At 64.5% G+C, this 25,851-nt stretch carries 20 protein-coding genes and 1 tRNA gene; 13 read left to right on the top strand and 8 right to left on the bottom strand.

Annotated elements, in window-relative coordinates:
* The first annotated feature begins 50 nt into the window (after window positions 1-50).
* Window positions 51-299, top strand: a complete 249-nt coding sequence (locus EHH60_RS10140; RefSeq protein ID WP_028138614.1) for a hypothetical protein — start codon at window positions 51-53, stop codon at window positions 297-299.
* Between the two features lie 56 nt (window positions 300-355).
* Here EHH60_RS10140 and EHH60_RS10145 read toward each other — a convergent pair whose 3' ends face one another.
* The 3 genes from EHH60_RS10145 to EHH60_RS10155 all read right to left on the bottom strand — a co-directional run bounded on the left by EHH60_RS10145 (window position 356) and on the right by EHH60_RS10155 (window position 3,294).
* On the bottom strand, window positions 356-1,303 hold the full coding sequence (locus EHH60_RS10145) for a fatty acid desaturase (RefSeq protein WP_124159319.1): 948 nt from the start codon (window positions 1,301-1,303) through the stop codon (window positions 356-358).
* Window positions 1,304-1,318: 15 nt separating this feature from the next.
* Window positions 1,319-2,335 (bottom strand): alpha/beta fold hydrolase, encoded by a 1,017-nt coding sequence (locus EHH60_RS10150; protein WP_124159320.1) that lies wholly within the window; start codon window positions 2,333-2,335, stop codon window positions 1,319-1,321.
* A gap of 155 nt (window positions 2,336-2,490) precedes the next feature.
* Window positions 2,491-3,294, bottom strand: coding sequence for an MBL fold metallo-hydrolase (locus tag EHH60_RS10155; protein WP_124159321.1), 804 nt, complete (start codon window positions 3,292-3,294; stop codon window positions 2,491-2,493).
* Between the two features lie 175 nt (window positions 3,295-3,469).
* Between EHH60_RS10155 and EHH60_RS10160 the strand changes: the two genes are divergently transcribed.
* Window positions 3,470-4,672: an MFS transporter gene (locus EHH60_RS10160; RefSeq protein WP_124159322.1), complete on the top strand. Its 1,203-nt coding sequence runs from the start codon at window positions 3,470-3,472 to the stop codon at window positions 4,670-4,672.
* Window positions 4,673-4,682: 10 nt separating this feature from the next.
* Here EHH60_RS10160 and EHH60_RS10165 read toward each other — a convergent pair whose 3' ends face one another.
* Window positions 4,683-6,296 (bottom strand): acyl-CoA synthetase, encoded by a 1,614-nt coding sequence (locus EHH60_RS10165; RefSeq protein ID WP_124159323.1) that lies wholly within the window; start codon window positions 6,294-6,296, stop codon window positions 4,683-4,685.
* Window positions 6,297-6,509: 213 nt separating this feature from the next.
* Between EHH60_RS10165 and EHH60_RS10170 the strand changes: the two genes are divergently transcribed.
* The 4 genes from EHH60_RS10170 to EHH60_RS10185 all read left to right on the top strand — a co-directional run bounded on the left by EHH60_RS10170 (window position 6,510) and on the right by EHH60_RS10185 (window position 12,909).
* Entirely contained in the window at window positions 6,510-7,712 is a 1,203-nt protein-coding gene (locus tag EHH60_RS10170) for an ABC transporter substrate-binding protein (RefSeq protein WP_124159324.1), read from the top strand.
* Between the two features lie 243 nt (window positions 7,713-7,955).
* Window positions 7,956-9,023, top strand: coding sequence for an HlyD family secretion protein (locus EHH60_RS10175; RefSeq protein WP_124159325.1), 1,068 nt, complete (start codon window positions 7,956-7,958; stop codon window positions 9,021-9,023).
* A complete protein-coding gene (gene rbbA / locus EHH60_RS10180) occupies window positions 9,020-11,794 on the top strand; it encodes a ribosome-associated ATPase/putative transporter RbbA (protein WP_199751388.1) in 2,775 nt (924 codons plus the stop codon). The genes EHH60_RS10175 and rbbA overlap by 4 nt, the downstream gene beginning before the upstream one ends.
* Before the next feature lie 2 nt (window positions 11,795-11,796).
* Entirely contained in the window at window positions 11,797-12,909 is a 1,113-nt protein-coding gene (locus EHH60_RS10185) for an ABC transporter permease (RefSeq protein ID WP_124159327.1), read from the top strand.
* A 140-nt stretch (window positions 12,910-13,049) separates the two neighbouring features.
* On the opposite strand, the gene EHH60_RS10190 is transcribed toward EHH60_RS10185, so the two are convergent.
* Complete coding sequence (locus EHH60_RS10190) at window positions 13,050-16,106, bottom strand: ATP-binding protein (protein WP_124159328.1); 3,057 nt, start codon at window positions 16,104-16,106, stop codon at window positions 13,050-13,052.
* 328 nt (window positions 16,107-16,434) lie between these two features.
* On the opposite strand from EHH60_RS10190, the gene EHH60_RS10195 reads away from it, so the two are divergent.
* Both EHH60_RS10195 and EHH60_RS10200 read left to right on the top strand, forming a co-directional pair.
* Window positions 16,435-16,884 (top strand): hypothetical protein, encoded by a 450-nt coding sequence (locus tag EHH60_RS10195; protein ID WP_245454447.1) that lies wholly within the window; start codon window positions 16,435-16,437, stop codon window positions 16,882-16,884.
* Window positions 16,885-17,085: 201 nt separating this feature from the next.
* Window positions 17,086-18,123, top strand: coding sequence for a thermonuclease family protein (locus tag EHH60_RS10200; protein WP_124159330.1), 1,038 nt, complete (start codon window positions 17,086-17,088; stop codon window positions 18,121-18,123).
* A 74-nt stretch (window positions 18,124-18,197) separates the two neighbouring features.
* On the opposite strand, the gene EHH60_RS10205 is transcribed toward EHH60_RS10200, so the two are convergent.
* Window positions 18,198-18,274, bottom strand: a tRNA-Met gene (locus tag EHH60_RS10205).
* 308 nt (window positions 18,275-18,582) lie between these two features.
* Here EHH60_RS10205 and EHH60_RS10210 point away from each other — a divergent pair.
* Both EHH60_RS10210 and EHH60_RS10215 read left to right on the top strand, forming a co-directional pair.
* A complete protein-coding gene (locus tag EHH60_RS10210) occupies window positions 18,583-20,016 on the top strand; it encodes a coniferyl aldehyde dehydrogenase (RefSeq protein ID WP_124159331.1) in 1,434 nt (477 codons plus the stop codon).
* A gap of 162 nt (window positions 20,017-20,178) precedes the next feature.
* Window positions 20,179-21,777 (top strand): GMC family oxidoreductase, encoded by a 1,599-nt coding sequence (locus EHH60_RS10215; RefSeq protein WP_124159332.1) that lies wholly within the window; start codon window positions 20,179-20,181, stop codon window positions 21,775-21,777.
* Window positions 21,778-22,000: 223 nt separating this feature from the next.
* Here EHH60_RS10215 and EHH60_RS10220 read toward each other — a convergent pair whose 3' ends face one another.
* Window positions 22,001-22,762 carry an SDR family oxidoreductase gene (locus EHH60_RS10220; protein WP_124159333.1) on the bottom strand — a complete coding sequence of 254 codons (762 nt, stop codon included), beginning with the start codon at window positions 22,760-22,762 and terminating at the stop codon, window positions 22,001-22,003.
* A gap of 143 nt (window positions 22,763-22,905) precedes the next feature.
* On the opposite strand from EHH60_RS10220, the gene EHH60_RS10225 reads away from it, so the two are divergent.
* Window positions 22,906-23,418, top strand: a complete 513-nt coding sequence (locus EHH60_RS10225) for a CvpA family protein (protein ID WP_124159334.1) — start codon at window positions 22,906-22,908, stop codon at window positions 23,416-23,418.
* A gap of 125 nt (window positions 23,419-23,543) precedes the next feature.
* Window positions 23,544-24,326, top strand: coding sequence for an SDR family oxidoreductase (locus tag EHH60_RS10230; protein ID WP_035669603.1), 783 nt, complete (start codon window positions 23,544-23,546; stop codon window positions 24,324-24,326).
* Between the two features lie 42 nt (window positions 24,327-24,368).
* Here EHH60_RS10230 and EHH60_RS10235 read toward each other — a convergent pair whose 3' ends face one another.
* On the bottom strand, window positions 24,369-24,845 hold the full coding sequence (locus tag EHH60_RS10235) for a DUF3775 domain-containing protein (RefSeq protein ID WP_124159335.1): 477 nt from the start codon (window positions 24,843-24,845) through the stop codon (window positions 24,369-24,371).
* Between the two features lie 111 nt (window positions 24,846-24,956).
* On the opposite strand from EHH60_RS10235, the gene EHH60_RS10240 reads away from it, so the two are divergent.
* Entirely contained in the window at window positions 24,957-25,805 is an 849-nt protein-coding gene (locus EHH60_RS10240; protein ID WP_199751390.1) for an MBL fold metallo-hydrolase, read from the top strand.
* Window positions 25,806-25,851 lie beyond the last annotated feature (46 nt).

Raw genomic sequence — 25,851 nt, forward strand, 5'->3', positions numbered from 1 at the left:
CCGAGATGCAGGGACACAACAATGGCCCCTGCGCCAAATGGAGAATGAAGATGTTTCGTAAGCTTGCTCTTGGTCTGATCGCTGCCGGCTCGCTCGGTGTTGCCGCCCTCGCGCCCACCGCGGCCTCGGCGGGCGGCTTCCATCACCATCACGGTCACCACCACTGGGGTCCCGGCTGGGGCTTTGGCGGTATCTACCTCAACACGGGCGTCAGCAACTGCTACCAGGAGCGCCTCGTCCGCACCCGTCATGGCCTGCGCGTGCGCGTCGTGAATGTCTGCGCCTACGGGATCTACTGATATCTCGCCTCGCAGCAAAGCCCCGATCGCCAAGCGATCGGGGCCTTTGCGTCTGACTAGCCGGCCTGCCGCTGCCGGCGAAACCAGGCCCAGGTCTCCCGCGTCGTCCTGATGTAGCCGCGGCCGCGATGCACGATCTCGCCGTCGACGATCTCGTTCAGCTTCGGCAGCGCGTGAAAGGGGATCGAGGGATAGGCGTGGTGCTCGACATGGTAGGGCATGTTCCACGCGAACCATTTGACGACCGCGCCGGTGTAGGTGGTGCGGGTGTTCTGGAACGCGCTCCGGGTGTGGTCGCAGCCGGTATGCTCGGCGTAGAGATAGGGCCGCAGGAAAAACTGCCCGATGATGAGCGGCACGATCCAGACCCAGAGCAGCAGCGTCGAGGAAAACCAGAGTGAGAGCGCGAGCAGCAGTGCATAGAGTGCGGCATAGATTCGCGCCTCCGTCACGATGACGGCGCGCTTGCCCTCGGGGATCCAGGGCACGGTGACCTTGCCGGTGAGCGCATGGCCGAGCATCAGCCGCAGCCGGCCGGCGACCTGGAGCAGGCCGCTATAGGCCAGAGCAAGCTGCGTATCGGATGTCGGCTTCACGCCGACGATCAGCTCGGGATCCCTCGCCGGATCCTGCGTGTAGCGGTGATGGTCCCAGTGAAACAGGCAGTAATATTCGTAAGGCAGTCCGATGATGAAGGCCGAGAGATAGCCCACCGCGAGATTGAGGCCGCGGCTCCTGAACGCGGTCTTGTGCGCGGTCTCGTGCACTGCCATGAACAGGAAGGCGACGACATAGCCCTGCACCGCCATCAGCGGCAGCGCCCAGAGCACGCCCCACGTCGACGAAACCTTCCAGATCAACGCGCCTACCAGCAGGATCACGCCGTAATGGCCAAGGCTCTGCGCCGCACCCCTGATATTGGAGCGAACCGACAATTTGCGCAGCATGGCCGGTGTCAGCGGCTTCAGGCGATGACCGGGCTCTGAAACTGTTGCGTCGCTCATGATCGGTTGCCTGCTTTACTTGCTGAGAAGCTCGGCGATCTCGGCCTTGATGAAGGCCTGGTCGCGCGGATTGTTGACGGGGTTCCCGGCGCGATGGCCATGCAGCGATGGGATCGGATGCAGCACGGCTGATGCCGCATTGACGAGCCGGCCGAGTTCGTCCTCGTTGTCGCGGACGTCGAAATAGCGATCCGTCGCGCCCGGCATCAGCAGCATGTGTGCCTTGACCGCCGCCAGCGCCCGATCGAGATCGCCTGCGAAGGTCGGGCAGCGGCTGACGTCGCCATTCTGCCAAATCCCGATCTGCGCCAGGAGGTCGTTGGCGTCGCGCCGCGCAAACGTCGCGTCCCAGGCACGGACGAGATAATCCTCCAGCGATGTGAAGCCGGCCTCGCGCCACAGCTCGTCGCGATAGAAGCCGTGCGACATCGCCCAACCGGCATAGACCCGCCCCATGGCGCGATAGCCGGCAACGGGCTTTTCGGCGAAACGGCCGTCGCGGAAGGCGGGATCGGCGGTGAGCGCAGCCTTCACGCTTTCCAGGAAGACGTAGTTGTAGGGCGCACAACGGGCGCTGCCGCAGACGATCGCGGCACGCTCGACCATGTCAGGATGCAGCGCGGCCCAGTGATAGGCCTGCATACCGCCCATCGACCAGCCATAGACCAGTGCAAGCTTGGAGATGCCGAAGCGTTCGGTGAGCAGCCGGTGCTGGACCGCGATGGCATCGTGATAGGTCACTACGGGGAAGGGCCCGGGCGTATTCGACGGGGAGGACGACAGACCGTTGCCGAACAGGTTCGGGATGACGATGAAGTAGCGCGTGGGATCGAGCACGGCGTCGGGCCCGATCAGCCATTCAGTATCGGTGTGCTGCGCACTGAACGAGGTCGGATAGAGGATGACGTTGTCCCGGGCCGGGCTCAGCGTGCCGTAAGTCTTGTAGGCGAGCTTCAAGGAGGGAAAGACAGTGCCGGACCGGAGCAAGACGTCGCCGGCCTCGAAAATCTCGTAGTCGCGATGCGTCGTCATGCATTCAGCTCCCGCTCACGGAGGCCGCAAAACCCCACGGCTCCGCGATGCATCGATCATGCCGGAGCCGCGTGGTTTTGCGGCAGGGCTCAATAAATGTACCTTTAGTACAGTTATTGGGGACCGGCAAGATAAATCCGATCCGCAGGACCGGCTCAGGCGATAGCCGACAGATAGCGCGCGACCGACGCTGCGAATGCGGCCTTGGCGCCGCTGGCGATGTTGCGGCCCCACCAGGCTCCATAGATCCGGTCGAAGGCGAGCGGCTCGACGGCGGCCGCGATCCGCCGCACCGCGGCGGCGTTGAGGGGCATGTAATTCGGATAGGAATACATGAAGCTGACGAAGCGGCGGTCCATCGTCACCTGCGCGATGTCCCCGGTGAGCAGCGCGCCCCTGCCGTCCGCACCACGAGCGCAATGCAGCACGGTGGCGCCGGCAAAGTGCCCGCCGGTACGCAGCAGCAGCATGTCATCGGAGATGCGATGACTCTCGCCGGTCCAGTGCACGATCGCCGGATGAGGCCGTGTGACAAAAGCGCGGTCGTCGGCGTGCAGATAGACCGGCACGCCGCCAAACGTGTCGCTCCAGTCGGCGACCGCGCCGTAGTAATGCGGGTGCGAGATCGCGATGGCCTTCAGCCCGCCGAGTGCTGCGACATATTGGATGGCCTCGTCCGTCGCAAGCGGAATGCAATCCCACATCACGCAGCCGTCGTCTTGAGGCACCAGGAGTGCGCGCTGCCCGATGGCAAAACTGGGCTCCATCCCGATCCCGGTGAGGCCAAGATCGTCGCGTCCCACCAGTCGATGCCTCCGCGCGAGCTCCTCGCGCGCGAGAAAGGTCTGTCCCTTCCAGTTCACGAACTGCCGCTCGTCCTCACAAATCGGGCAGGAGTCGGGCGGCGCTCCGCGTGAGGGAAATTGCGCGCCGCAGGTTTCGCAGGTCCAGAGAGGCATGACTCGTGCTCCGTGGGATGATCGCAGGATGCCATTGCGGACGAGCTCTCGGCAAGTTCGATGGCCGGCAGCAGTGACTGGAACCAACGCGGCGAGCGCCAGTTACGTTCAGGTCTCCACGCCAGAATGATTGGCTAAAGGGATCACGACACACGAAGAGCATGTTCGAGTATCGATGGCATCGCGGTCCCCCACCTCCTCCCGTATCTGGCCTTTGTTCGCGCTCAACTTCTTCATGGCCGACATGCAGTCGGGCATCGGGCCGTTCGTCGGGGTTTTTCTGCAGGAACGCGGCTGGGCCAGCGGGCTGATCGGCACCGCGATGACGATCGGCAACGTCGCGGGCATGCTGATCACCACGCCGATCGGAGGCTTCATCGATGCCAGCCGCAACAAGCGGCTCTGGGTCGTCATTCCCGGCATCTGTGTCGTTCTCGCGTCCGGGATCATCCTGATCTCGCAGAACTTCTGGGCGGTGACGTTCTCGCAAGTCGCGCAATCACTGGCGAGCGCCGCGATCGTGCCGGCGGTAACGGGTATCACGCTCGGCATCGCCAAGCAGAAGGGCTTCAATGAGCTCAATGGCCGTAACCAGGCCTTCAACCACGCCGGCAACATGCTCGGCGCCGCATTGTCGGGCTATCTCGGCTACAAATACGGCTATGTCGCCGTGTTCGCGCTGGCGGCCGTGTTCGGCGCCATCGCCATCGCCTGCGTCCTGATGATTCCGGCCAAGGCCATCGACGACCGGGCCGCGCGCGGCAGCAAGGAGGACGATTCCAAGGCTCCGCCGGATGCGATGACGATGCTGCTCAAGCACCGGGCGCTGCTCGTGCTGGCTCTCACCCTCGCGCTCTTCCACCTCGGCAACGCCGCCATCGTTCCGCTCTATGGACTTGCCGCGGTGGCCGAGGGACAGGCGAACGGTCCGAGCTTCGTCGCGACCACCGTGGTGATCGCGCAAGGCGTGATGATCGTGACCTCGTTGATCGCGATGAAGGCCGCGAGCAAGCGCAGCTACTGGCCGGTGATCCTGGTGTCCTTCATGTTCTTACCCGTCCGCGGCGTGCTCGCCTTCTTCGTCACGGGATGGTGGGGCGTTGTACCGATGCAGGTGCTCGACGGCATCGGCACCGGGCTGCAGACTGTCGCCGTCCCCGGCATGGTCGCGCGCTCGCTCAACGGCACCGGCCGCATCAATCTCGGCCAGGGCGCCGTGATCACGGTGCAGGGCATCGGCGCCAGCCTCAGCCCCGCACTTGGCGGCTGGATCGCGCAATGGATCGGCTACGGACCGACCTTCCTGCTGCTCGGCGGCTTCGGCCTCGCGTCGATCGCGCTTTGGCTGGCCTTCGGTGCGACCGTGAAGAAGTACTGAGGCGAGATCATCACGTCCCGAAATTCTTCTGGATGGCCTTGTCGAGCGTCTCGCCGCCGACGAAGCGCTGGCGCAGCTCGCGCTTCAGCAACTTGCCGCTCGGATTCTTCGGCAGGCTATCGACAAAGATGACGCGCTTGGGCACCTTGAAATGCGCCATCTGGCCGGCGCAGTGCTTGATGACGGCGTCCTCGTCCAGCTTCTCCCCGCTCTTGACCACGACGATCGCGGTCACCGCCTCGATCCAGCGCGGATCGGGCAGGCCAACGACGGCGACCTCGGAGACTGCGGGGATGCGGTAGACCATCTCCTCGACCTCGCGGCTCGCGACGTTCTCGCCGCCGGTCTTGATCATGTCCTTGACGCGATCGACCACGGTGATGTGGCCTTCGTCATCGACGGTGGCGAGATCGCCGGAATGAAACCAGCCGCCGGCGAACGCCGCCGCCGTCTTCACCGGATCATTGTAGTAGCCTGACAGCAGATGCGGCGAGCGGTGCACGATCTCGCCGACCTCGCCGACCTTGACGTCCTCCATCGCCGTGTTGACCACCCGCGTTTCGACATTGAGCACGGGCTTGCCGGCCGAGCCGGCCTTGCGCAGCTGATCCTCCGGTCGCAGCACGGTCGCGAGCGGCGCGATCTCGGTCTGGCCGTAGAAATTCCAGAACTTGACGCTGGGCAGGCGGCGCTGGAGCTCAAGCAGCACCTCCACCGGCATGATCGAGGCGCCATAATAGCCCTTCTGCAAGGTCGACAGATCGGTCCTGTCGAAGTTCGACGAGCGCAGCATCGCGATCCAGATCGTGGGCGGCGCGAAGAAGGAGGTGATCTTGTGCGCCTGGATCAGCGCCAGGATGTTGTCGGCAGTCGGCTTGCCCGTGATGACGCCGGAGGCGCCGAGATAGACCTGCGGTCCCAGGAAGACATCGAGCTGGGCGCAATGATAGAGCGGCAGGGCGTGCAGAAACTTGTCCTCCGCGCTCATGCCGCCGTCGATGATGCAGCTGACATATTGCCACATCACGGCCTCGTGGGTCAGCATCGCGCCCTTGGGCAGGGATTCCGTGCCGCTGGTGTAGACGATCTGCGCGAGGTCGCGGCTGTCGACCGATGCGTCCAGGAACGAGCCGTCAGCGTCGAGGAGATCGTCGAAAGTCGTGAGGCCGGGGGGCGCCGATGCGGGATCCTCGCCCGGCAGCCAGATCATCTTCTCGACCGCGCAATCCTTAGCGCTGGCCGCGCGTGCGGGCTCGACGAAATCGGGGCCGGTTGCGAGCAGTTTCGCGCCGGAGCTCTTCAGGATGAAATTGATCTCGTCCGGATTGAGCATGAAGTTGATCGGCACCAGCACGGCGCCGATCCGCGCCGCCGCGAAGCGCAGCGCGGCGAAGGCGTGCGAATTGCGCGACAGCACAGCGACACGATCGCCCTTCCTGACGCCGAGCCCGAGCAGGCCGCGGCCAAGCCGGTTGCAGGTCGCGTCCATCTCGGCAAAGGTCCAGCCGACATCGCCACAGCGTACCGCGAGCTTGTTCGGCTCGCGGCCCGCCGAGCGGCGCAGGAGATCGCCGATGGAATGCTCGCGCGCTTTCGAGATGGTGGCTGCGGTGTCGCCGGTCATGTCCTTCCCCCTGAATCTTTATTCTGCATGAATGGGAGCCTGGGCATTCGTCGGCCCACCGCATTCAAAAAGTATTTTGCGTTTGCGCAACCGTAGTCGGCGCGATTGGCCGCGTCAAATCGACCGGCCTGCCCGGCGCCGTCACGCAAGAATTGCCGCTCCGGAGCGGCAAATCTGGGCTCGTGCACCAACTATGATATTGGGGGAAATACCATGTGCCGGATTATGTGCGCCGCATTTGCGGCCGCACTCGCTGCGTTTGCTGTCGGGCCTTCTCGTGCCCAGCAGGGCCCGCTCAAGATCGGCGTCCTCTCCGACTTCTCGTCCGTCTATTCCGACATAGGCGGCATGGGGAATGTCGAGGCCACCAAAATGGCGATCGAGGACTTTGGCGGCAAGATGTTCGGCAAACCCATCGAAATGATCAGTGCCGACGTGCTCAACAAGCCCGACGTCGCCTCCACCATCGCCCGCAAATGGTGGGAGACCGAAGGCGTCGACATGATCATCGATCTGCCGACTTCGGCCACCGCGCTGGCGGTGATGGAGCTGTCGAAGCAGTACGAGAAGATCATGATCGTGACGGACGCGGCGAGCTCCGACATCACCGGAAAGTCCTGCTCGCCCTACACCGCGCACTGGACCTACGACACCTATGCCAACGCGCACACGGTCGGCAGCGCCATCGTCAAGAGCGGCGGCGACACCTGGTTCTTCCTGACCGCAGATTACGTGTTCGGCCATTCGGTCGAGCGCGACACCGGTGACGTGGTAAAAGCGTCTGGCGGCAAAGTGCTGGGCAGCGTCAAGCATCCCCTCAACACGGCGGACTTCTCCTCGTTCCTGCTTCAGGCCCAGGCTTCCAAGGCCAAGATCATCGGCCTCGCGAATGGCGGGGGCGACACCATCAACGCGATCAAGCAGGCCGGCGAATTCGGCATCGTTGCCGGGGGCCAGAACCTTGCTGCGATCGTGATGTTCATTTCCGACGTGCACAGCCTCGGGCTCAAGCTCGCGCAAGGCCTGATCGTCACCGAGGCCTATTATTGGGACCTCAACGACAGGACTCGCGCCTTCGGCAAACGCTTCATGGAGCGGGTCAAGCGCATGCCGACCATGAACCAGGCCGCGACCTACAGCGCAACGCTGCACTATCTCAAGGCCGTGCAGGCCGCCGGCACCCGCGACACCAAGACGGTGATGGCCAAGATGCGCGAGCTGCCGGTACGAGATGCCTTCACCGACAACGGCGTGCTGCGCGAGGACGGCCGCATGGTGCACAGCATGTACCTGTTCCAGGTGAAGAAGCCCGAGGATTCGAAGGGGCCCTGGGATTATTACAAGCTGCTCGCTGAAGTTCCCGCCGACCAGGCATTCCGGCCGCTGAAGGACGGCGGCTGCCCATTGGTGAAGTGAGACGGCCCGGAGCGCGCCGACGTCACTTAGTCAACAATTCTGCTCGTCCGCCTGATCTATCAGGGCGGACGAGCCGTGATAGGACGCGGCCCAAAATAGAGGCAGGATGCCTCGCGCCGCGGCCTGATCTGCATCAAGTTGCGGTGCAAAATTCCTGCAATGTTGAGCCCGCCCTTTCCGCGCGATCCGCGGCCGGGCGTTCGTATCTCAACAGTGGACGCCACCGCACGGCGTTGTGCACAGATGAACTTTACACCGGGTCGCGTCGTCGCAGCCCTCGCCATCCTGCTCGCGGGCGGCGGCTATTACTATTGGCAGCACCGTGATGCCGACGCGCTGCCACCGGGTTTCGCCCGCGGCAACGGCCGCATCGAGGCAGTCGAGATCGACATTGCCACCAAGACCCCGGGACGGATCCGCGAGATCCTGGTCAACGAAGGCGACTTCGTCAGCGCGGGCCAGGTTTTGGCACGCATGGACACCGAGCAGCTGCAAGCCCAGCGCCGCCAGGCCGAAGCGCAGCTCCAGCGCGCAACGATCAATGTCGAAACCGCGAAGAGCCTGGTGAACCAGCGCGAGGCCGAACGCAGGGCTGCGGAGGCCGTGGTCGACCAGCGCATCGCCCAGCTCGACACCACGAGCCGCAAGCTCGACCGGTCCGAACAATTGATCAAGACGAGTGCGGTATCCCAGCAGGTCCTGGACGACGACCGTTCCGCCAACGCCACGGCGAAAGCGGCGCTGGCCGCTTCCCAGGCCCAGGTCGCGGCATCGGAAGCCGCGATCAGTTCCTCCCGCGCCCTGGTGATCGATGCCGGCGCAGCGGTCGACGCGGCAAAGGCCGCGATCGAGAGCATCAACGCCGACCTCGACGACAGCGTGCTGAAGGCGCCGCGCGACGGCCGCGTGCAGTATCGCGTGTCGCAACCCGGCGAAGTGCTCGCTGCCGGCGGCCGCGTCCTCAACATGGTCGATCTCGGCGACGTCTACATGACATTCTTCCTGCCGACGGCCGATGCCGGCCGCGTCGCGATCGGCGCCGAGGTCCGCCTCGTCCTTGACGCCATCCCGAAATACGTGATCCCCGCCAAGGCCACCTTCGTCGCCGACGTCGCGCAATTCACGCCCAAGACCGTCGAGACCGAGGAGGAACGCCAAAAGCTGATGTTCCGCATCAAGGCGCATATCGCGCCCGATCTGTTGCGCCAGCACATCGAGCAGGTGAAGACCGGCCTTCCCGGCATGGCCTACGTGCAGCTCGATCCGGCGGCGCAATGGCCCGACAACCTCAAAATCAAGTTGACGAGATGAGCACGACTGCCGCAGCCGAAGCACCGGCTGCCGTCGGCAGCGTGGTGCATCTGGAAGGCGTGGGCCTGAGCTACGGCAAGACCCGGGCGCTCGAATCCATCACGCTCGACCTGCCGTCCGGCTGCATGGTCGGCATCATCGGCCCCGACGGCGTCGGCAAATCAAGCCTGCTCGCCCTGATAGCGGGCGCGCGCGCGATCCAGGAGGGCCGTATCCACGTGCTCGGCGGCGACATGGCGAGCGCGCGGCATCGCCGCACCGTCTGCCCCGAGATCGCCTACATGCCGCAGGGCCTCGGCAAGAATCTGTATCCGACATTGTCGGTGTTCGAGAACATCGACTTCTTCGGTCGCCTGTTCGGACACGACAAGGCGGAGCGGAACAGGCGGATCGCCGGCCTGCTGCGCGACACGGGGCTGACGCCCTTTGCCGACCGGCCGGCGGCAAAACTCTCCGGCGGCATGAAACAGAAGGTCGGCCTGTGCTGCGCGCTGATCCACGATCCCGAGCTCTTGATCCTGGACGAGCCGACCACCGGGGTGGATCCGCTGTCGCGGCGCCAGTTCTGGGAACTGATCAGCGCGATCCGCAGCAGCCGACCCGGCATGAGCGTGATCGTCTCGACCGCCTACATGGAAGAGGCTGCGCAGTTTGATTTCCTGATCGCGATGAATGCCGGCCGCGCGCTGGCGACCGGCACGCCCGCCGAACTCAAGCGGCAGACCGGCGCCGATACGCTCGATGAGGCTTTCATCCGTCTGTTGCCCGAAGCGGATCGCGGCAACCACAACGCTGTCGTCATCCCGCCACGCGGCCCGGATCATGATGAGATCGCGATCGAGGCCGACCACCTGACTCGGCGCTTCAACGGCTTCGTCGCCGTCGACGACGTCAGCTTCCGCATCAGGAAGGGCGAGATCTTCGGCTTTCTCGGCTCCAACGGCTGCGGCAAGACCACGACGATGAAGATGCTCACCGGCCTCCTGCCCGTGAGCGAAGGCACCGCGCGGCTGTTCGGCAAGACGATCGATGCCGGCGACATGTCGGTGCGGCGGCGCATCGGCTACATGTCGCAGGGCTTCTCACTCTATTCCGAGCTCACGGTCGCGCAGAATCTCGATCTGCATGCGCGACTGTTCGAGCTGCCGGCGGACACCGTCGCCGCGCGCATCGACGAGATGATCGCCCGGTTCGATCTTGCCGATGTCGTCGACGCCCTGCCCGATGGCCTGCCGCTCGGGCTGCGGCAGCGGTTGTCGCTCGCGGTCGCCATGATCCATGCGCCCGACATCCTCATCCTCGACGAGCCGACCTCCGGCGTCGATCCTGTCGCCCGCGACCGCTTCTGGCAGATCCTGGCCGAGCTCTCCCGCAAGGACAACGTCACCATCTTCGTCTCGACCCATTTCATGAACGAGGCCGAGCGCTGCGATCGGATCTCGCTGATGCACGCCGGCAAGGTGCTGACGTCGGATACGCCGGCCGCCATCGTGGCCGCGCGCGGCACCGCCACGCTCGAGCAGGCCTTCATCGCCTGGCTGGAGGAGGCGATCGCGGACACGACGGAGCCGGCCGGTCAGCCGGCGGTCGGCTCGCTGCCGCCCGCACCTGCAGGCCCAACAACGGTCCGTCGGCACAGCGCCACGTTCAATCCGACGCGCATGCTCGCCTATTCCCGGCGCGAGACGCTCGAGCTGCGGCGCGATCCGATCCGCGCCACGCTCGCGATCCTCGGCAGCGTGCTGCTGCTGTTCGTGCTCGGCTACGGCATCAGCATGGACGTCGAGAACCTGACCTTCGCCGTGCTCGACCGCGACGACACCGCGATCAGCCGCGACTACAGCCTCCAGATCGCGGGCTCGCGCTATTTCACCGAGAAGGCCCCGATCACCGATTACGCCGACCTCGACCGCCGCATGCGCGCCGGCGAGATCGGCCTCGCGATCGAGCTGCCCCCCGGCTTCGGCCGCGACGTCAGCCGTGGCCGCCATGTCGAGATCGGCGCCTGGGTCGACGGCGCCAACCCGACGCGGGCCGAGACGCTGCGCTCCTACGCGCAGGCGATCCACGCGACCTGGCTCGCGCAGAAGGGCCGCGAGCTCTATGGCGAGGCGGCGATCGCCGGGTCCTATCAGCTCGCGCTGCGTTACCGCTACAACCCGGACGTCCGGAGCGTCGTCGCCATGGCGCCTGGCATCATTCCGCTGCTGCTGATCATGATCCCTGCGGTGCTCGCAGCGCTCGCGGTCGTGCGCGAGAAGGAGCTCGGCTCAATCGTCAATTTTTACGTCACACCGGTGACGCGGCTGGAGTTCCTGCTCGGCACGCAGCTGCCCTATGTCGTGCTGGCATTCGGAAACTTCCTCCTTCTCGTCGGCTTTGCCCTTGCCGTCTTCCGCGTACCTTTCACCGGAAGCTTTCCGACCTACGCGCTGGCCGCGCTGCTCTACGTCACGGCCACGACCGGCATGGGGCTGGTGATCTCGGCCTTCATGAACAGCCAGATCGCGGCCCTGTTCGGCACTGTCCTGATCACGCTGATCCCGGCCATCCAGTATTCCGGGCTGATCGATCCGGTTTCGTCGCTGCAGGGATTTGGCGCCCTGATCGGCCGGCTCTATCCCACCACCTATTTCGTCACGATCTCGCGCGGCACGTTCTCCAAAGCTCTGGGGTTCGACACCCTCCACAACGATCTCCTGGCGCTCGCCATCATGGTTCCCGTTCTGGTGATCGCCGGCACGATGCTGCTGAAGAAACAGGCCCGCTGACCATGCGCCTCGACAACGTGTTTCAGCTCGGCATCAAGGAATTGCGCGGCCTTGTACGCGACCCCATGCTGCTCGTGCTGATCGTCTATTCGTTCACGCTGGCGGTTTATGCCGGCGCAAAGGCGCTGCCGGAAACCCTGAACCACGCCGCGATCGCCATCGTCGACGAAGACCGTTCGCCGGTCTCGACCCGGATCGGGATGGCGTTCACCCCGCCCTATTTCTCCGAACCGCGCCTGATCTCGCAATACGAGATGGACCGCAGGATGGATGCCGGCCTCGACACTTTCGCGCTGGACGTCCCGCCCGACTTCCAGCGCGACCTGCTGGCGCGCAAATCGCCCACGATCCAGCTCAACATCGATGCGACGCGCATCTCGCAGGCATTCAACGGCGGCGGCTATATCGAGCAGATCGTCAGCGCGGAAATTGCCGAATTCCTGGCGCGCACACGCGGTGTCCAGACCGTGCCGATCGAGCTGGCGCTGCGGGCGCGGTTCAACCCGGAACTGAAAAAGTCGTGGTTCGGCGCCATCGATCACGTCATCACTTCGATCACCATGCTCTCGATCATCCTGACCGGGGCGGCGCTGATCCGGGAGCGCGAGCACGGCACGATCGAGCACCTCCTGGTGATGCCGGTCACGCCCCTGGAGATCATGGTGAGCAAGGTCTGGTCGATGGGAGCCGTGGTGCTGATCGCCTCGGCGCTGTCGATTGCCGTCGTCGTCAAGGGATGGCTGGCGGTGACGATCGACGGCTCGCTGGCGCTGTTCCTCGTCGGCGCGGCGCTGCAGCTTTTTGCCACCACCAGCATGGGCATTTTCCTCGCCACCGTCGCCGGGTCGATGCCGCAGTTCGGACTGCTGCTGATCATGATCCTGCTGCCGCTGCAGACGCTCTCCGGCAGCATGACGCCGCGGGAGAGCATGCCGCAATTCGTCCAGGATATCATGCTGGCGGCGCCCAACACGCACTTCGTGATGCTGGCGCAGGCGATCCTGTTCCGCGGCGCGGGCCTGGAGGCGGTGTGGCCACAGCTCCTCGCGCTCGCCGTGATCGGCAGCGTCTTCTTCGTGATCGCACTGCGGCGGTTTCGCGCGTTCCTGGCGTGAGGCGCGAGGGCTTCACGTCAAGTCCGCGAAAACAACCCCATGCACAGTAGCGACCCCTTTGCTTTAGCGAGGATTTCTCTGAGGCGTCGGGCAAGGTCCTGCCAGCGGCGGTGCTATCGCTACTCTGATCGGGAGCAGGCTCAGCTGAGCCGATCGTCCCGGGCGAGCATCTCGTTCAGCATCGCCTCGGCTTTCTGCTTTAGCGGCAGCGCGCCGCGTTCGGAAGCGATGGCGATGGCGGCGCGCAGAGCGACCAGGATGGCGGCCTTGTTCGCCGCGTCCGATGGCGGGGTCACGACGGCTTCGCCGAACAGGGCCTCGGCCTCGAGGCCCGAAAACCCCTGCTGGCGGGCGGTGTTGCGCGCCTCGCGCAGCATGTTCTGCGCAGCCCTGACATCGCCGAGGCGGTGGGTGGCGAGCGCCAGATAGATCGAGCTGCGCAGCACCGCCGAGGTGTAGCCGACCGCCCTCGCCTCCTCGCGCGCTTCCGTCAGCATGCCGCGCGCCCGGTCGAACAGCCCCTGCTCCAGATAGGCGATGCCGAGATGGCAGGCCAGCACGGGCACGAACAGCCGGATGCCGTGCTTCTGCGCGAGCACGAAGCCGTCTTCGAGGATCGCGGCGGCCGCGGCCGGATCGTTCTGCCCGAGCTTCAGCCAGCCGCCGCTATAGGCGGCGGCGACGCGGTCATAGGGGCGGCCGGTCTCTTCGGCGATCGCGGCGGCCTGTCGCTGGAGCTGCTCGGCGGCATCGAGCTCGCCCATGACCGTGTGGGTGAAGCTCTTCATCATGCAGCAGAGGAGGAGCGTGTATTTCGGCGGCGTGCCAAACGGCGCAATCGCTTCCGATCCCATGAGATGAGCGCGGCCTCGTGCGAATGTCTGCTCGGCCTCGCGATAACGCCCCGCAAGAAAATAGGCCTGTCCGAGATTGTACAGCGCAAGATTGCGCCACCCCGGATTGCCAGACTTCTCGGCAAGACCGACGACTTCCTCGCCAAGGAGAACAGCCTCGGTAGGCGTCCCGTAAAAATTCTGGCCACCCGCCATGACCGTCATGGCGGCAACCTTCCTGCCGACATCATCGATCTTGCTGGCCCGCTGGTCGGCTTCCTTTCCCAGATCAATCCATTCGGCAACCCGACCGGACCAAATGAATGCCATGCGCGCCTCCATCCGGAGATCGATGGCGTTGGTCTCCCGCAGATCTGTCGACGGCGTCTTGTCCAGTGAACTCATCGCGGTCCGGAAGTAGTCGACCGCGTCGGCATAGGCCGATCGCACCAAGCATTTCTGTGCGGCGCTTCTTCCGTACTTGAACGCCTTCGGCCAGTCCTTGGCGCGCACGGCGTGATAACAAAGCGTGTCGGGATCATCTCGCCATGTTTCGTCGCTCTCGAAGGCCGAGAGAACACGCGCATGTACGCTCTCGCGTACCTTTTCGACCATCGACTCGTAGGTTACCTGGCGGACCATTTCGTGCCTGAACTCGAGTGAGCTCTCGAGATCGCTATCGATCCTGACAAGCAACTCGGCGCGGTCGAGCGACGCGAGGCAGTCCTGGAGGGTGTCTTCAGGCAGCTCCGCGACTCTTCGCACCACGGCTTCGCTCGATCGTGGCCCCAATGCGGCTGCGACCTGCAAGACCATGCGCTGCTGTCTCGATACTCGATCTAGGCGCGCCGCAATCACCCCCTGGATGCTTGAAGGAATACCTAGCTCCTCAATGGGACGAACGAGAGCCAGATCGCCCCATTGGCCGCGGAGTGTACCGTCATCTTTCAGGCCGCGGCAAACCTCCTCGATGAACAACGGAACGTTGGCGGTGTGGGAAATGATCCGGTTCTTCAGATCGGCATCCGCCAAGGAAGCTCCGAGCATGTCAGCCAGCATGGCCCTCCCTGAATCATCGTCCAATGGACGCATCGCGATCACTTCGGCGTGACAACGCGCAATCCAGTCCGGCATTCCGTTCGGCCGGCTGGTGAGGAACACAAACAGATTGGGCGCCTGCAGCGACGCAATAGCGGCAATAACGGCGTCGCTGGCGCGATCGATCCAGTGCAGGTCCTCGACGAGGAGGACAGTCCGCCTGTGGCGGGCCATACTCTCCACAACCGCGCAGCTTGCCTCGGAGATCGCGCGACCTCGCGCGTAAGGCTCCAATTCGCTCCAGCGTGAGTCGGAAACGGGCACATCCAACACTGAATCGATAGCCAATCGATGGATCGCCGACAGGCGCTCTCTGGGATCTTCCATACGGTCCGGATCTTTGGCCACTGCTTCCAGGAGCGACAGCAAGACGCGCTTCAGGGTGCTGAATGATGCTCCCTGAAGATTTGGACTGCATTCGGTGTCGAGCAGCCGCCAACCTCCCGTCCGAAGGTCCTGCACGAACTCATGGGCCAGCCGTGACTTTCCAATGCCGGCGTCGCCTATCAGCAGAACCGTCTGCCGGCTGGCAGATATCCGCTCCACAGCCCGCCACAACAGGGCCCGCTCCGTCGTGCGATCGACAAATCTGGAGACACTGCGGGCACGCCGGACCCGCCAGCTCGAAAGATCGCTCGCGCCCATGATCCGGTACACAGGCAATGGCTCACCAAAGCCACGGAGCGCCTTCCGGCCGAGGAATTCAAAGCGGACATGCCCGTCCGCGAGCTTTTGGCAGGCTTCGGAGACGAAGATCTGATTGGCCTCGGCCGCTGCCTCGAGCCGGGCAGCCAGATGCTGGGCGGCCCCCCCGATCTCGTAGACTTTGGAGAACTCGCTGGCGACCATGTAGGCGACGACATGGCCGGAGTGGAGGCCGACCCTCACCTGGAGTCCGGGATCGCCGAGGCTGCTGACACGCCGGACAAGCTCGATGGCTGCGTGGCACGCCAGAGGCGCGTGGTTGTCGTCGGCAATGGGGGCGCCGAAGACGGCCGCCAGTCCATCTCCCAGCTCCTTACTGACGATGCCGCCAAACTGACGTACGGCGGCCCTCATGGCCGCCAGTGCCGGCTCGAGGCGCGAGACAGCCTCCTCCGGCTCCAAATCGGCAACGAGGCCGGTGGAGTCTATTACGTCGGCACGAAGAATCGTCACAAAGCGACGTTCGCTGTCGGGGTCGACCCGCTGACGTACTGCGGCTCCGCATTTGGAGCACCAGCTATCGTCCGGATTGATCGCCGACTGACACGCGAAGCAATGCATTCCTGCGCCCTAAGGGTCGCGGCCATTCTGTCGACCAGAATCCGCGAACGGTCTCTCGACAAGAATACCTATCGAGAACCGCTTAGCAATCGGGCCCGCTCCTCACGTTAGCGGAGCACAACACGATTGGCGATCTGGACGAAATCCGGCCCTGAGTGGTAGCGTGAACAGATCCCAGCAAGGATGGGGCATATATTTCGGCGGCGCCCGGTTCGGCTAGACTGACCGGCGCCGCCGACTTGTATGTATTTCCGCAAGGCCAAGGACATATTGAAGGAAAAAGGCGATGGGCTCGAAAACCTACAACGGGGCTTCATTCCGAAATTTGATGAACAGCAATTACTATCCGTTGGCGAACATGAAGAAGAGTGTCGCCAAGCTCAAGGCATCGGACGACATCGATCTGCCGACCCTGGAATACGGCCAGTACCACCTGATCCTGACGCCGGCCTCGAAGTGGCCGCAGGGAAGCGCCAAATACTGGCACAAGGAGAAGGGCCGGGCTCGTCTCGATCTCAGCACCCAGCCGAACACGGTCCCGCTGTCCAGGGACGAGCCGGGCGTGATCCCGCTGACGCGATGCGATCTGCTCGATGCCTGCGTCCGCAAATGCTTCAATTCAGAGCCACCGATCCCGATGAAGACCAACATCATCGTCCACGCGCCGAACGACGCCTATGCCCACCGGCACGAGATTCGGTTGGAGTGGAAGTACAAGAAGGGCTCGGACAAGCCGACGCTGCTGAAGCTGACGATGGTCTGCCCGTATAGGGAGTGATTGGAAAAATTCTAATCTGTTGGCGAAGATCATCGTCGCCCGCGCGCTCCAGGCACGCGGGCGTTTTGTTCGCCGGCGCCGTGACGTGGTCCCACCCGTCTCACATATGGTCACGGGCCTGTCGCACGAAGATGATCCGCTACTGCCAGCTATGCGCGCGAGTCGCCCGACGGCGTGGCGCGCGTTCGACAGGAGCGGCCGATGCCCGTTGGACTGCTGGAGGTCGAAGGCACCATCGATGTCGGCCAATTCTGGCCGGAGGGGCGGTCGGACGCCGATACCACCAAGGTGCTGGTGACTATGGCGCCGGACGCGGTCCGCTTCCGCAAGAGCGGCTCTGCGCCGTTCCAGCCGACTCACGTCTTCGAGGGCGCCAAGGTCAAGGGCCGCACGTCGACGACGCCGATCAAGCACGGCAAGCTCACCGTTCGCCTCCAGGGCATCGACGCACCGGAGCTGCACTATATGCCGTCGCCGCTCTCGGCTGCCGAGAAGAAGGGGCTGACGGATGCCACGAAGCAGGCCTATCACGAGGTCACCCATTCCTACCGACAATTCCTCGGCGCGACCGCGAGCAAGGCACTGCACGATTTCCTCAGCAGCAGCGGCGAAGCCGCGCTGGCCTGCCGGGTGTTCACCCATGTCGATGCGCCGAACGAGGTGTTCGACACCTATGGCCGGCTGGTCGGCGACATCGAGGTGACGGTCGCGGGCGAAAAGGTCGACATCAACCACTGGCTGGTCGGGGAGGGCTTTGCCTATCCGACGTTCTACTCCTCGATGAACGAAGACGAGATCAGGGCTTTCCTTGCGCTGGCCAAGATTGCGCGCACCAGGAAGCTGCCGGTCTGGAAGCATCTCGCGAAGACGATCGGCCCCTTCGACTTCGACCTGCGCGAACCCAAGGCCGGAGACACCGCCGTACTCGCGACCGACAAGGGCCCGGTGATCCCGCCAAAACTCTACCGCCGCTACACCAACTGGTCCGCGCGCAAGAAGGCCAAGGTGACGAGCCAGAACTTCCAGACGTTCCTGGGCGAAGGCGCCAGCGGCAAGCCCGACACCTGCTACGAGACCGGCGACTTCCTGCAAAACGGCGTGCACGCGGCGACGCCAAGGAATTTTGCCGAGTTCGTCGAAGGTGGGAAGACGATCAAGTTTCAGCCGGAGGGGCTGGTGTTCGGGGAAGCGCCGTCGACGCTGGTCGGGGCGGATGGGAAAGTGGTTAGGGAGTTTTGAGAACAGCAGCTCCGAAACAAAAATGGCCCGCGTCACGCGGGCCGTTTTCGTCTCGGATCCGGTCAATCCAAATTTGGTTGCGGGGATAGGATTTGAACCTATGACCTTCAGGTTATGAGCCTGACGAGCTACCGGGCTGCTCCACCCCGCGTTAAACTGTTGCGTGCCTTTGTGAAAATCCCGGGGACGGTCGGTTGAGGCCGGCGCTGTTCGCGTGGCTTGCTCTTCCGTCCCAAAGGCTTCCTTGGAAGGCGACCCCGGGGCAAAGCCCATCGGGTGCGGGGCGTATGTATCAAGGCGGGCTGGCTTTGGAAAGGGCTGCGGGAACGTTTTTTTCGACTTTATGACAGGGGGATGGACGAATTTCCGCGCCGTTCCGCGGGCTCTTGCCAGAAGTTCCACAAAGGGCCAGCTTGCGGCAACAAGATTAAGGCTGAAACGGCTGGAGGGAGGGACGCCGTGGACAAATCCCTGACGAACGCTCCGCTGCAGGCCCTCGAAGAGGCCTTCCATGCCATGCGCGCACGGTCGCGGGACGAGCCGGCGCCTGACCTCGCCCAGCGGCTCGACCGGCTGGCGCGGCTGCGCAGCGTCGTCGCCGACAATGAAGAGCGCTTCCGGCAGGCGATCTCGGTCGATTTCGGCCACCGCTGCGCGGTCGAGACCACCATCGCCGAGACCATGCTGCTGTTCTCCGAGCTCCGGCATGCCACCAAGCACCTCAGGGCCTGGATGACGCCGCAGCGCGTCGCCACCGCGCTGCAATTCCTGCCTGCGCGCAACCGCCTGATGCCGCAGCCGCTCGGCGTCGTCGGCATCATCGCGCCGTGGAATTACCCGCTCCAGCTCACGCTCGCGCCCACGATCGGCGCCATCGCCGCCGGCAACCGCGTCATCATCAAGCCGAGCGAGCTGGTCCCGCACTTTTCGGCACTGCTCCAGGAGACGGTCGCGCAGCGATTCGATGCAACGGAGGTGCTGATCACCGGCGTCGAGGACGAGGTCGCCAAGGGTTTTGCGAGCCTGCCGTTCGATCATCTCGTGTTCACCGGCTCGACGCGCGTCGGGCGGCTGGTCGCCGAGGCCGCGGGACGCAATCTGACGCCCGTCACGCTCGAGCTCGGCGGCAAGTCGCCCGCGATCATCGATGCCTCGGCCGATCTCGACGAAGCGGCCGAGCGCATCGCCTATGGCAAGCTGCTCAATGCCGGGCAGACCTGCATCGCGCCGGACTATGTGCTGGTGCCGGAGCGCTCGTTACAGGCCTTCGCCGAAAAGGTCCGCGCGCAGATGCGGCGGATGTTCGGCACCGATCCCGCCAACAAGGATTACACCTCGATCATCTCCGACCGGCATTATGCCCGGCTCGAAGGCCTCGTCGCGGACGCAGCCCGGCACGGCGCAAAAATCCTGCAACCGGCAAAGCCCGACGATCCCAACTGGAAGGCGCATCGCAAATTCCCGCCGACGCTGATCGCTGGTGCGACCGAAACGATGGCGGCGATGCAGGAGGAGATCTTTGGCCCGGTGCTGCCGGTGCTCGGCACTCGCGAGCCGGTGGAGGCGATCGCTTTCGTCAACGCCCGCGACCGGCCGCTGGCGCTGTACTGGTTTGGCAAGGACGCTGCCGCGCGCGACGAGGTGCTGGCGCGCACCGTCTCCGGCGGCGTCACCGTCAACGACTGCCTGTTTCACTTCACGCAAATCAACCAGCCGATGGGCGGCGTCGGCGCCTCCGGCACCGGCGCCTATCACGGCGAATGGGGTTTCAGGACGTTCAGCAAGTTGAAGCCGGTGTTCTATCGCTCCAGGTTCAACCGCCTCGCCGATCTCTATCCGCCCTATGGCGGCAAGATCGCGCGGCTGGAGAAGCTGATGCGGTTCATGTCGTAGGTCGTCGAACACCGTCATTGCGAGGAGCGAAGCGACGAAGCAATCCAGATTGTCTCTGCGGAAGGATTCTGGATTGCTTCGCGGAGCCTGTCATCGGGCCGCGCTCTGCGCGGACCCGTTGGCTCGCAATGACGACAAATAAAATGCGGGGGGGGGAAACAATTGACCGACACATTCGATTTCGTCGTCGTGGGCGCGGGCTCGGGCGGGTGCACGGTCGCGGGCCGGCTGTCGGAGGATGCGGCGACATCCGTGGCGCTGCTCGATGCCGGCGGGGCTTGCGACAACTGGGTCGTGACCACGCCGGGCGCGCTGGTGCTGATGGTCGCCGGCACCGTCAACAACTGGGCCTTCAACACCGTGCCGCAGAAGGGGCTGAACGGCCGCATCGGCTATCAGCCGCGCGGCAAGGGGCTCGGCGGCTCCTCGGCGATCAACGCCATGGTCTATATCCGCGGCCACCGCGCCGACTACGACCACTGGGCTTCGCTCGGCAACACCGGCTGGTCGTACGCAGACGTGCTGCCCTATTTCAAGCGGTCGGAGAACAACGCCGATTTCGACGACGACTATCACGGCAAGGACGGGCCGCTCTTCGTCAACAAATTGCGCTCCGGCAATCCGGTTCAGCAGATCTTCCTGCAGGCGGCGCAGGAGGGGCAATTCCGCATTCGCGAGGATTTCAACACTGACGACCATGAAGGCCTCGGCATCTACCAGGTGACGCAGAGGAACGGCGAGCGCTGGAGCGCGGCACGGGCCTATGTCCATCCGCACATGGGCAAGCGCGCGAACTTGCGCGTCGTGACGCAGGCGCATGCCACGCGCATCCTGTTCGAGGGCAGGCGCGCGGTCGGCATCGAATACCGCCAGGGCAAGGAATTGAAGCAGCTTCGCGCGCGGCGTGAGGTGATCCTGGCCGCCGGCGCGTTCCAGTCGCCGCAGCTCCTGATGCTGTCGGGCATCGGCGACGCCGCCGCGCTTCGCGCACACGGCATCGCAAGCGTGCATCATCTGCCGGGCGTCGGGCAGAATCTGCAGGACCATCCCGACTTCATCTTCGGCTACATGTCCGACAGCCCCTATTTCTCCGGCATCTCGCTGAAGGGCATGCCGCGGCTGATCCGCGCCATCCTGCAATATCGGCGGGAGCGCCGCGGTCCCCTCACCTCCAATTTCGCCGAATGCGGCGGCTTCCTGAAGACGCGGCCCGATCTCGACATCCCCGACATCCAGCTGCATTTCGGCATGGCGATGGTCGACGACCACGGCCGCAAGCGCCATGGCGGTACCGGCTTCTCCTGCCATGTCTGCCTGCTCCGGCCGAAGAGCCGCGGCAGCGTTTCGCTCGCCAGCCTTGATGCGATGCAGGCGCCGCTGATCGATCCGAACTTCCTCGGGCACGAGGACGATCTCGAGACCATGGTCGCGGGCTTCAAGACCACGCGCCGCCTGATGGAGACGCCGGCGCTGCGCGCGCTGCAGAAGAAGGACATGTTCACCGCGAACGTGCGCAGCGACGACGATATCCGCGCCGTGCTGCGCGAGCGCGTCGACACCGTCTATCACCCCGTCGGCACCTGCAAGATGGGGACGGACGCGATGGCCGTGGTCGATCCGGCGCTGAAGGTGCACGGCGTGGGAGGATTGCGCGTCGTCGACGCCTCGATCATGCCGACGCTGATCGGCGGCAACACCAATGCGCCGACGATCATGATCGGGGAGAAGGCGGCGGACATGATAGGTGCGGAGATGCGGTAGTGTGAAGCTGCCGCCGCGTCATTCCCCTCTGTCGTCCCGGACAAGCGTAAGCGCCGATCCGGGACCCATAGCCACAGGACATGGTTTGGCGAAGACTCGGAGTTGCCATCGCGCGCCCCAACTTCTCCCTGTGGTTATGGGTCCCGGATCTGCGCGCGCTTTGGGCGCGCTTGTCCGGGACGACAGCGGAGCGAAAAGCGCTTGTCCGCAACGACGACGTGAATCAATTCAGCAAGAACCCGCCGTCCACCGTCACCACGCTCCCGGTCATGTACCGCGACGCGTTGGACGCCAGCAGCAGGATGGCGCCGTCGAGATCGGACTCGGCGCCGACGCGGCGCTGGGGGATGCGTTTGGCGAGGCGTTCGCCTGATGGCGTCGACCAGAACGCATGGTTCATCTCGGTGTCGATGTAGCCCGGCGCGAGCGCGTTGATGCGGATGTTCTGTCCCGCCAGTTCCAGCGCCATCGCTTTCGTCGCCTGGATGATGCCGGCCTTGGAGATCGCGTAGGGCGAGACCGCCTTGAGCACGCCGGTGCCGAGCACGGAGGCGATGTTGACGATGTTGCCTTCCTGCTTGCGCGCAATCATGCGGCGGGCGATTTCGGTCGCGAGGAAATAGGCACCCTTCAGATTGGCGCCGATCACCGCGTCCCAGTCCGCCTCGGTCTGCTCGGTCGCGAGCTTCTCGATGGCGATGCCGGCATTGTTGATCAGCACGGTGACGGGACCGAGCGCGGCTTCGACGGCATCGACAGCCTTGGCGATCGAGGCGGTGTCGGTGACATCGAGCGCGACCGCTGCCGCACGGCCGCCCTTGCCGCGGATCTCCGCCTCGAGGCTCTTCAGCTTGTCGGTCTGCCGCGCGGCGAGCGCAACCGATGCGCCATGCGCCGCCAGCACCCGGGCAAATTGCCGGCCCAGCCCCTGGCTCGCGCCCGTGACGAGGATGGTCTCTTTACTGACGTCGAATAGGTCTGACATGACGACTTCCTTGCCGATTTCCTTATCGATTTCCTTGGGCGCGATCCCGCGAGCTTTGGGGCCATCAATACAGACGATTTTAGCGATCTGAAACCGGAATGATCGGTTCGACGTTCATTCGTTCCGTAGGCAGGGTGTCGCTCATGAACAGTTTCGATCTCGCCGTCTATGCCGCGCTCGCCGTCGCGGTCGGCTTCGGCTTCAGGACCGGCCTGCTGCGCAGCGCCATGACCATCCTCGCCTATCTTCTCGCCGCGCCGATCGCGGTTGCGCTGATGCCGATGATCGCACCGCAGATTGCCGGCAATGCCAACTCGCCGCTGCTCCAGAACTGGATCTGGTTCTTCGCGATCTTCGTGGTGATCGGCATGCTGTTCGGCCATATCGGCCGCATGGCGCTGAACGACACCATCGGCGAGGCGGGCATCGGCGACCGGCTCGGCGGCGCCGCGCTCGGCGCCATCAGGGTCGGCCTCGTCGCCACCACGCTGGTGCTGGTGTTCGATCAGATCGTGCCGGCCAACCGCGAGCCGCCCTTCCTCGCCGGCTCGCACCTGCGGCCGCTGTTCTCGGCCGCCGGCCAGATGGGCTTCAAGTCGCTGCCGCCGGAGGCGACCTCCGCCATCGACCGCCTCAAGCAGGAGCGGCGCATCTGATCTGGCGCATTTGCATCGCAGCGTGGACGCGCATGCATTTTGGTGCGAGCCCCTCCCTTACCAGCGGCGCCGCACTTGGCTAGAGTGCCGTCGTCCAAACCTACCTGACATTACGGAGTGAAACAGTGGATCTTGGGATCAAGGGTCGCCGCGCCATCGTCTGCGCATCCAGCAAGGGTCTCGGCCGCGCCTGCGCCATCTCGCTGGCGGACGCCGGCGTTCATGTCACGCTGACCGCGCGCGGTGCCGAAGCCCTGAAGAAAACGGCTGATGAGATCCGCAAGGCCTATCCCGATGTCACGGTCACTGAGATCGTCGGCGACATCACGACGCCTGCGGGACGCGAGGCGGTGCTGAAGGCCTGTCCCGAGCCCGATATCCTGATCAACAATGCCGGCGGCCCACCGCCCGGCGATTTCCGCAACTGGACCCGCGACGACTGGATCAAGGCGATCGACGCCAATATGCTGACCCCGATCGAGCTGATCAAGGCGACGGTGGACGGCATGATGGCGCGCAAGTTCGGCCGCATCGTCAACATCACCTCGGCCGCGGTGAAAGCGCCGATCGACATCCTCGGCCTCTCTAACGGCGCGCGCGCCGGTCTCACCGGCTTCATCGCCGGCCTCTCGCGCAAGACTGTCATCAACAACGTCACCATCAATGGCCTTCTGCCGGGCCCGTTCGAGACCGATCGCCTGACCAGCACCGCGAAGGGCGAAGCCGACAAGCGCGGCGTCACGCCGCAGCAGATCCTGGCGGAGCGCGCCAAGCTCAACCCCGCCGGCCGCTTCGGCCAGCCGGACGAGTTCGGCTATGCCTGCGCCTTCCTGTGCGGCGCCAAGGCCGGCTTCATCACCGGGCAGAACATTCTGCTGGATGGTGGTGCGTTCCCGGGCACGCTGTAAGGCTTCTCCTCTCTCCCCTCGCGGGGAGAGAGCTCTCCGCATTCAGCGCTGCTTCGTCGCCTCGTCCTCGTCACGCTCGCTGGGATCGGAGGAATCGGCGGTGAGGCGCTCGCCGGTCCAGTCGATGCCGAATTCCTCGAGCCCGTTGGCGAGCAGATCGCCCAGCATCGGCTCGCCGAGCAGATAGTGCACCGTTTCGCGGCGCGGGCTGCGATACTCACCGCGCGCCTCCACGGCGCGGGCGCGCAGATCGTCCCAATCATCGATCGTGCCGTCACCGCGACCAAGCCAGGTCAGCGCGACGAGGTCGACCTGTTCGTCCTCGTTCAAGGCGATCATGAAGCTGCCGAGCTCTTGCACGACAGGGTCGGAGCCATCATCCTCGAGGACATCGACCGCATCGTCGTCGCTCGGGTTCGAGCCGGAATCCGGATCGGAATCCCCCTCCTTGACGTCGAATTCACGCGCCTTCTCGATGATGAAGGCGACCTTCTCAGCGGAAATCGTAAGCTCCGGCATGGCTCTCTCCAGGGTTCCCGCGATAACGCCGTATCGCGTCAGATGATCCATTGCGCTTGACGGCGGAAAACCGCATGTTTCGGCACCAAAAAGAAGCTGGGAAGGTGCCGGATGCAGTGGCAGGTGGGCAAGGTCAAAATCACCAAAGTGGCGGAATCGGAGACGGTCGGCTCGACCCGCTTCATCCTGCCGCTCGCGAGCAACGAGGAAATCCGCAAGCTGCCCTGGCTGACACCGCATTTCGCCACTGAAGAGGGCCGGCTGAAAATGTCGATCCATTCGCTGGTGGTGGAGACGCCCGGCAAGCGCATCGTGGTCGACACCGGCCTTGGCAACGACAAGCAGGGCCGCAACGTCCCGACCTGGAACAACCGCAGCACGCCATTTCTGCAGACCATGACGGCGGCGGGCTTTGCGCCCGACAGCATCGACACCGTGCTGTGCACGCATCTTCATGTCGATCACGTCGGCTGGAACACGAAACTGTCCGGCGGCAAATGGGTGCCGACCTTCCCGAAGGCGCGCTACGCTTTCGGCAGGATCGAGTACGAATACTGGCGCGACCATTCGACCGAGCCGGACAAGCAGGCCGTGTTCGGCGACTCCGTGCAGCCGATCGTCGATGCCGACAGGGCCGATTTGATCCCGAGCGATCACCGGCTCTGCGAGGAGATCAGCATGATCCCGACCCCCGGCCACAGTCCCGGCCATATGAGCGTCCTCATCCAGTCTGAGGGCGAACAGGCCCTGCTCACCGGCGATGTCGCCCATCACCCCTGTCAGATGGCGCATCTCGACTGGTCCTCGCCCGCCGATTCCGACCAGGCGCAATCGGCCGCAACGCGGGCAGCGCTGTTCGGCCGCTTTGCCGATACGCCGACGCTGGTGATCGGCGGACATTTTTCGGCCGGGCATATCAGGCGGGAGGGGGACGCGTTCAGGTTCGTAGCGCTGGGGTGATCTCTGTTTTGGGCGGTTGAATTTCCTGCCGCCCTGTTCCATGAAG

The organism is Bradyrhizobium sp. RP6, from assembly GCF_003837805.1.
In the GTDB taxonomy this organism is placed as follows: domain Bacteria; phylum Pseudomonadota; class Alphaproteobacteria; order Rhizobiales; family Xanthobacteraceae; genus Bradyrhizobium.

Coding starts and splice junctions, on each gene's coding strand:
- EHH60_RS10140 (WP_028138614.1), top strand. CDS start 51: ATGTTTCGTAAGCTTGCTCTTGGTCTGATCGCTGCCGGCTCGCTCGGT.
- EHH60_RS10220 (WP_124159333.1), bottom strand. CDS start 22,762: ATGTCAGACCTATTCGACGTCAGTAAAGAGACCATCCTCGTCACGGGC.
- EHH60_RS10165 (WP_124159323.1), bottom strand. CDS start 6,296: ATGACCGGCGACACCGCAGCCACCATCTCGAAAGCGCGCGAGCATTCC.
- EHH60_RS10185 (WP_124159327.1), top strand. CDS start 11,797: ATGCGCCTCGACAACGTGTTTCAGCTCGGCATCAAGGAATTGCGCGGC.
- EHH60_RS10190 (WP_124159328.1), bottom strand. CDS start 16,106: ATGCATTGCTTCGCGTGTCAGTCGGCGATCAATCCGGACGATAGCTGG.
- EHH60_RS10145 (WP_124159319.1), bottom strand. CDS start 1,303: ATGAGCGACGCAACAGTTTCAGAGCCCGGTCATCGCCTGAAGCCGCTG.
- EHH60_RS10155 (WP_124159321.1), bottom strand. CDS start 3,294: ATGCCTCTCTGGACCTGCGAAACCTGCGGCGCGCAATTTCCCTCACGC.
- EHH60_RS10200 (WP_124159330.1), top strand. CDS start 17,086: ATGCCCGTTGGACTGCTGGAGGTCGAAGGCACCATCGATGTCGGCCAA.
- EHH60_RS10175 (WP_124159325.1), top strand. CDS start 7,956: ATGAACTTTACACCGGGTCGCGTCGTCGCAGCCCTCGCCATCCTGCTC.
- rbbA (WP_199751388.1), top strand. CDS start 9,020: ATGAGCACGACTGCCGCAGCCGAAGCACCGGCTGCCGTCGGCAGCGTG.
- EHH60_RS10150 (WP_124159320.1), bottom strand. CDS start 2,335: ATGACGACGCATCGCGACTACGAGATTTTCGAGGCCGGCGACGTCTTG.
- EHH60_RS10240 (WP_199751390.1), top strand. CDS start 24,957: ATGCAGTGGCAGGTGGGCAAGGTCAAAATCACCAAAGTGGCGGAATCG.
- EHH60_RS10170 (WP_124159324.1), top strand. CDS start 6,510: ATGTGCCGGATTATGTGCGCCGCATTTGCGGCCGCACTCGCTGCGTTT.
- EHH60_RS10235 (WP_124159335.1), bottom strand. CDS start 24,845: ATGCCGGAGCTTACGATTTCCGCTGAGAAGGTCGCCTTCATCATCGAG.
- EHH60_RS10160 (WP_124159322.1), top strand. CDS start 3,470: ATGGCATCGCGGTCCCCCACCTCCTCCCGTATCTGGCCTTTGTTCGCG.
- EHH60_RS10225 (WP_124159334.1), top strand. CDS start 22,906: ATGAACAGTTTCGATCTCGCCGTCTATGCCGCGCTCGCCGTCGCGGTC.
- EHH60_RS10195 (WP_245454447.1), top strand. CDS start 16,435: ATGAACAGCAATTACTATCCGTTGGCGAACATGAAGAAGAGTGTCGCC.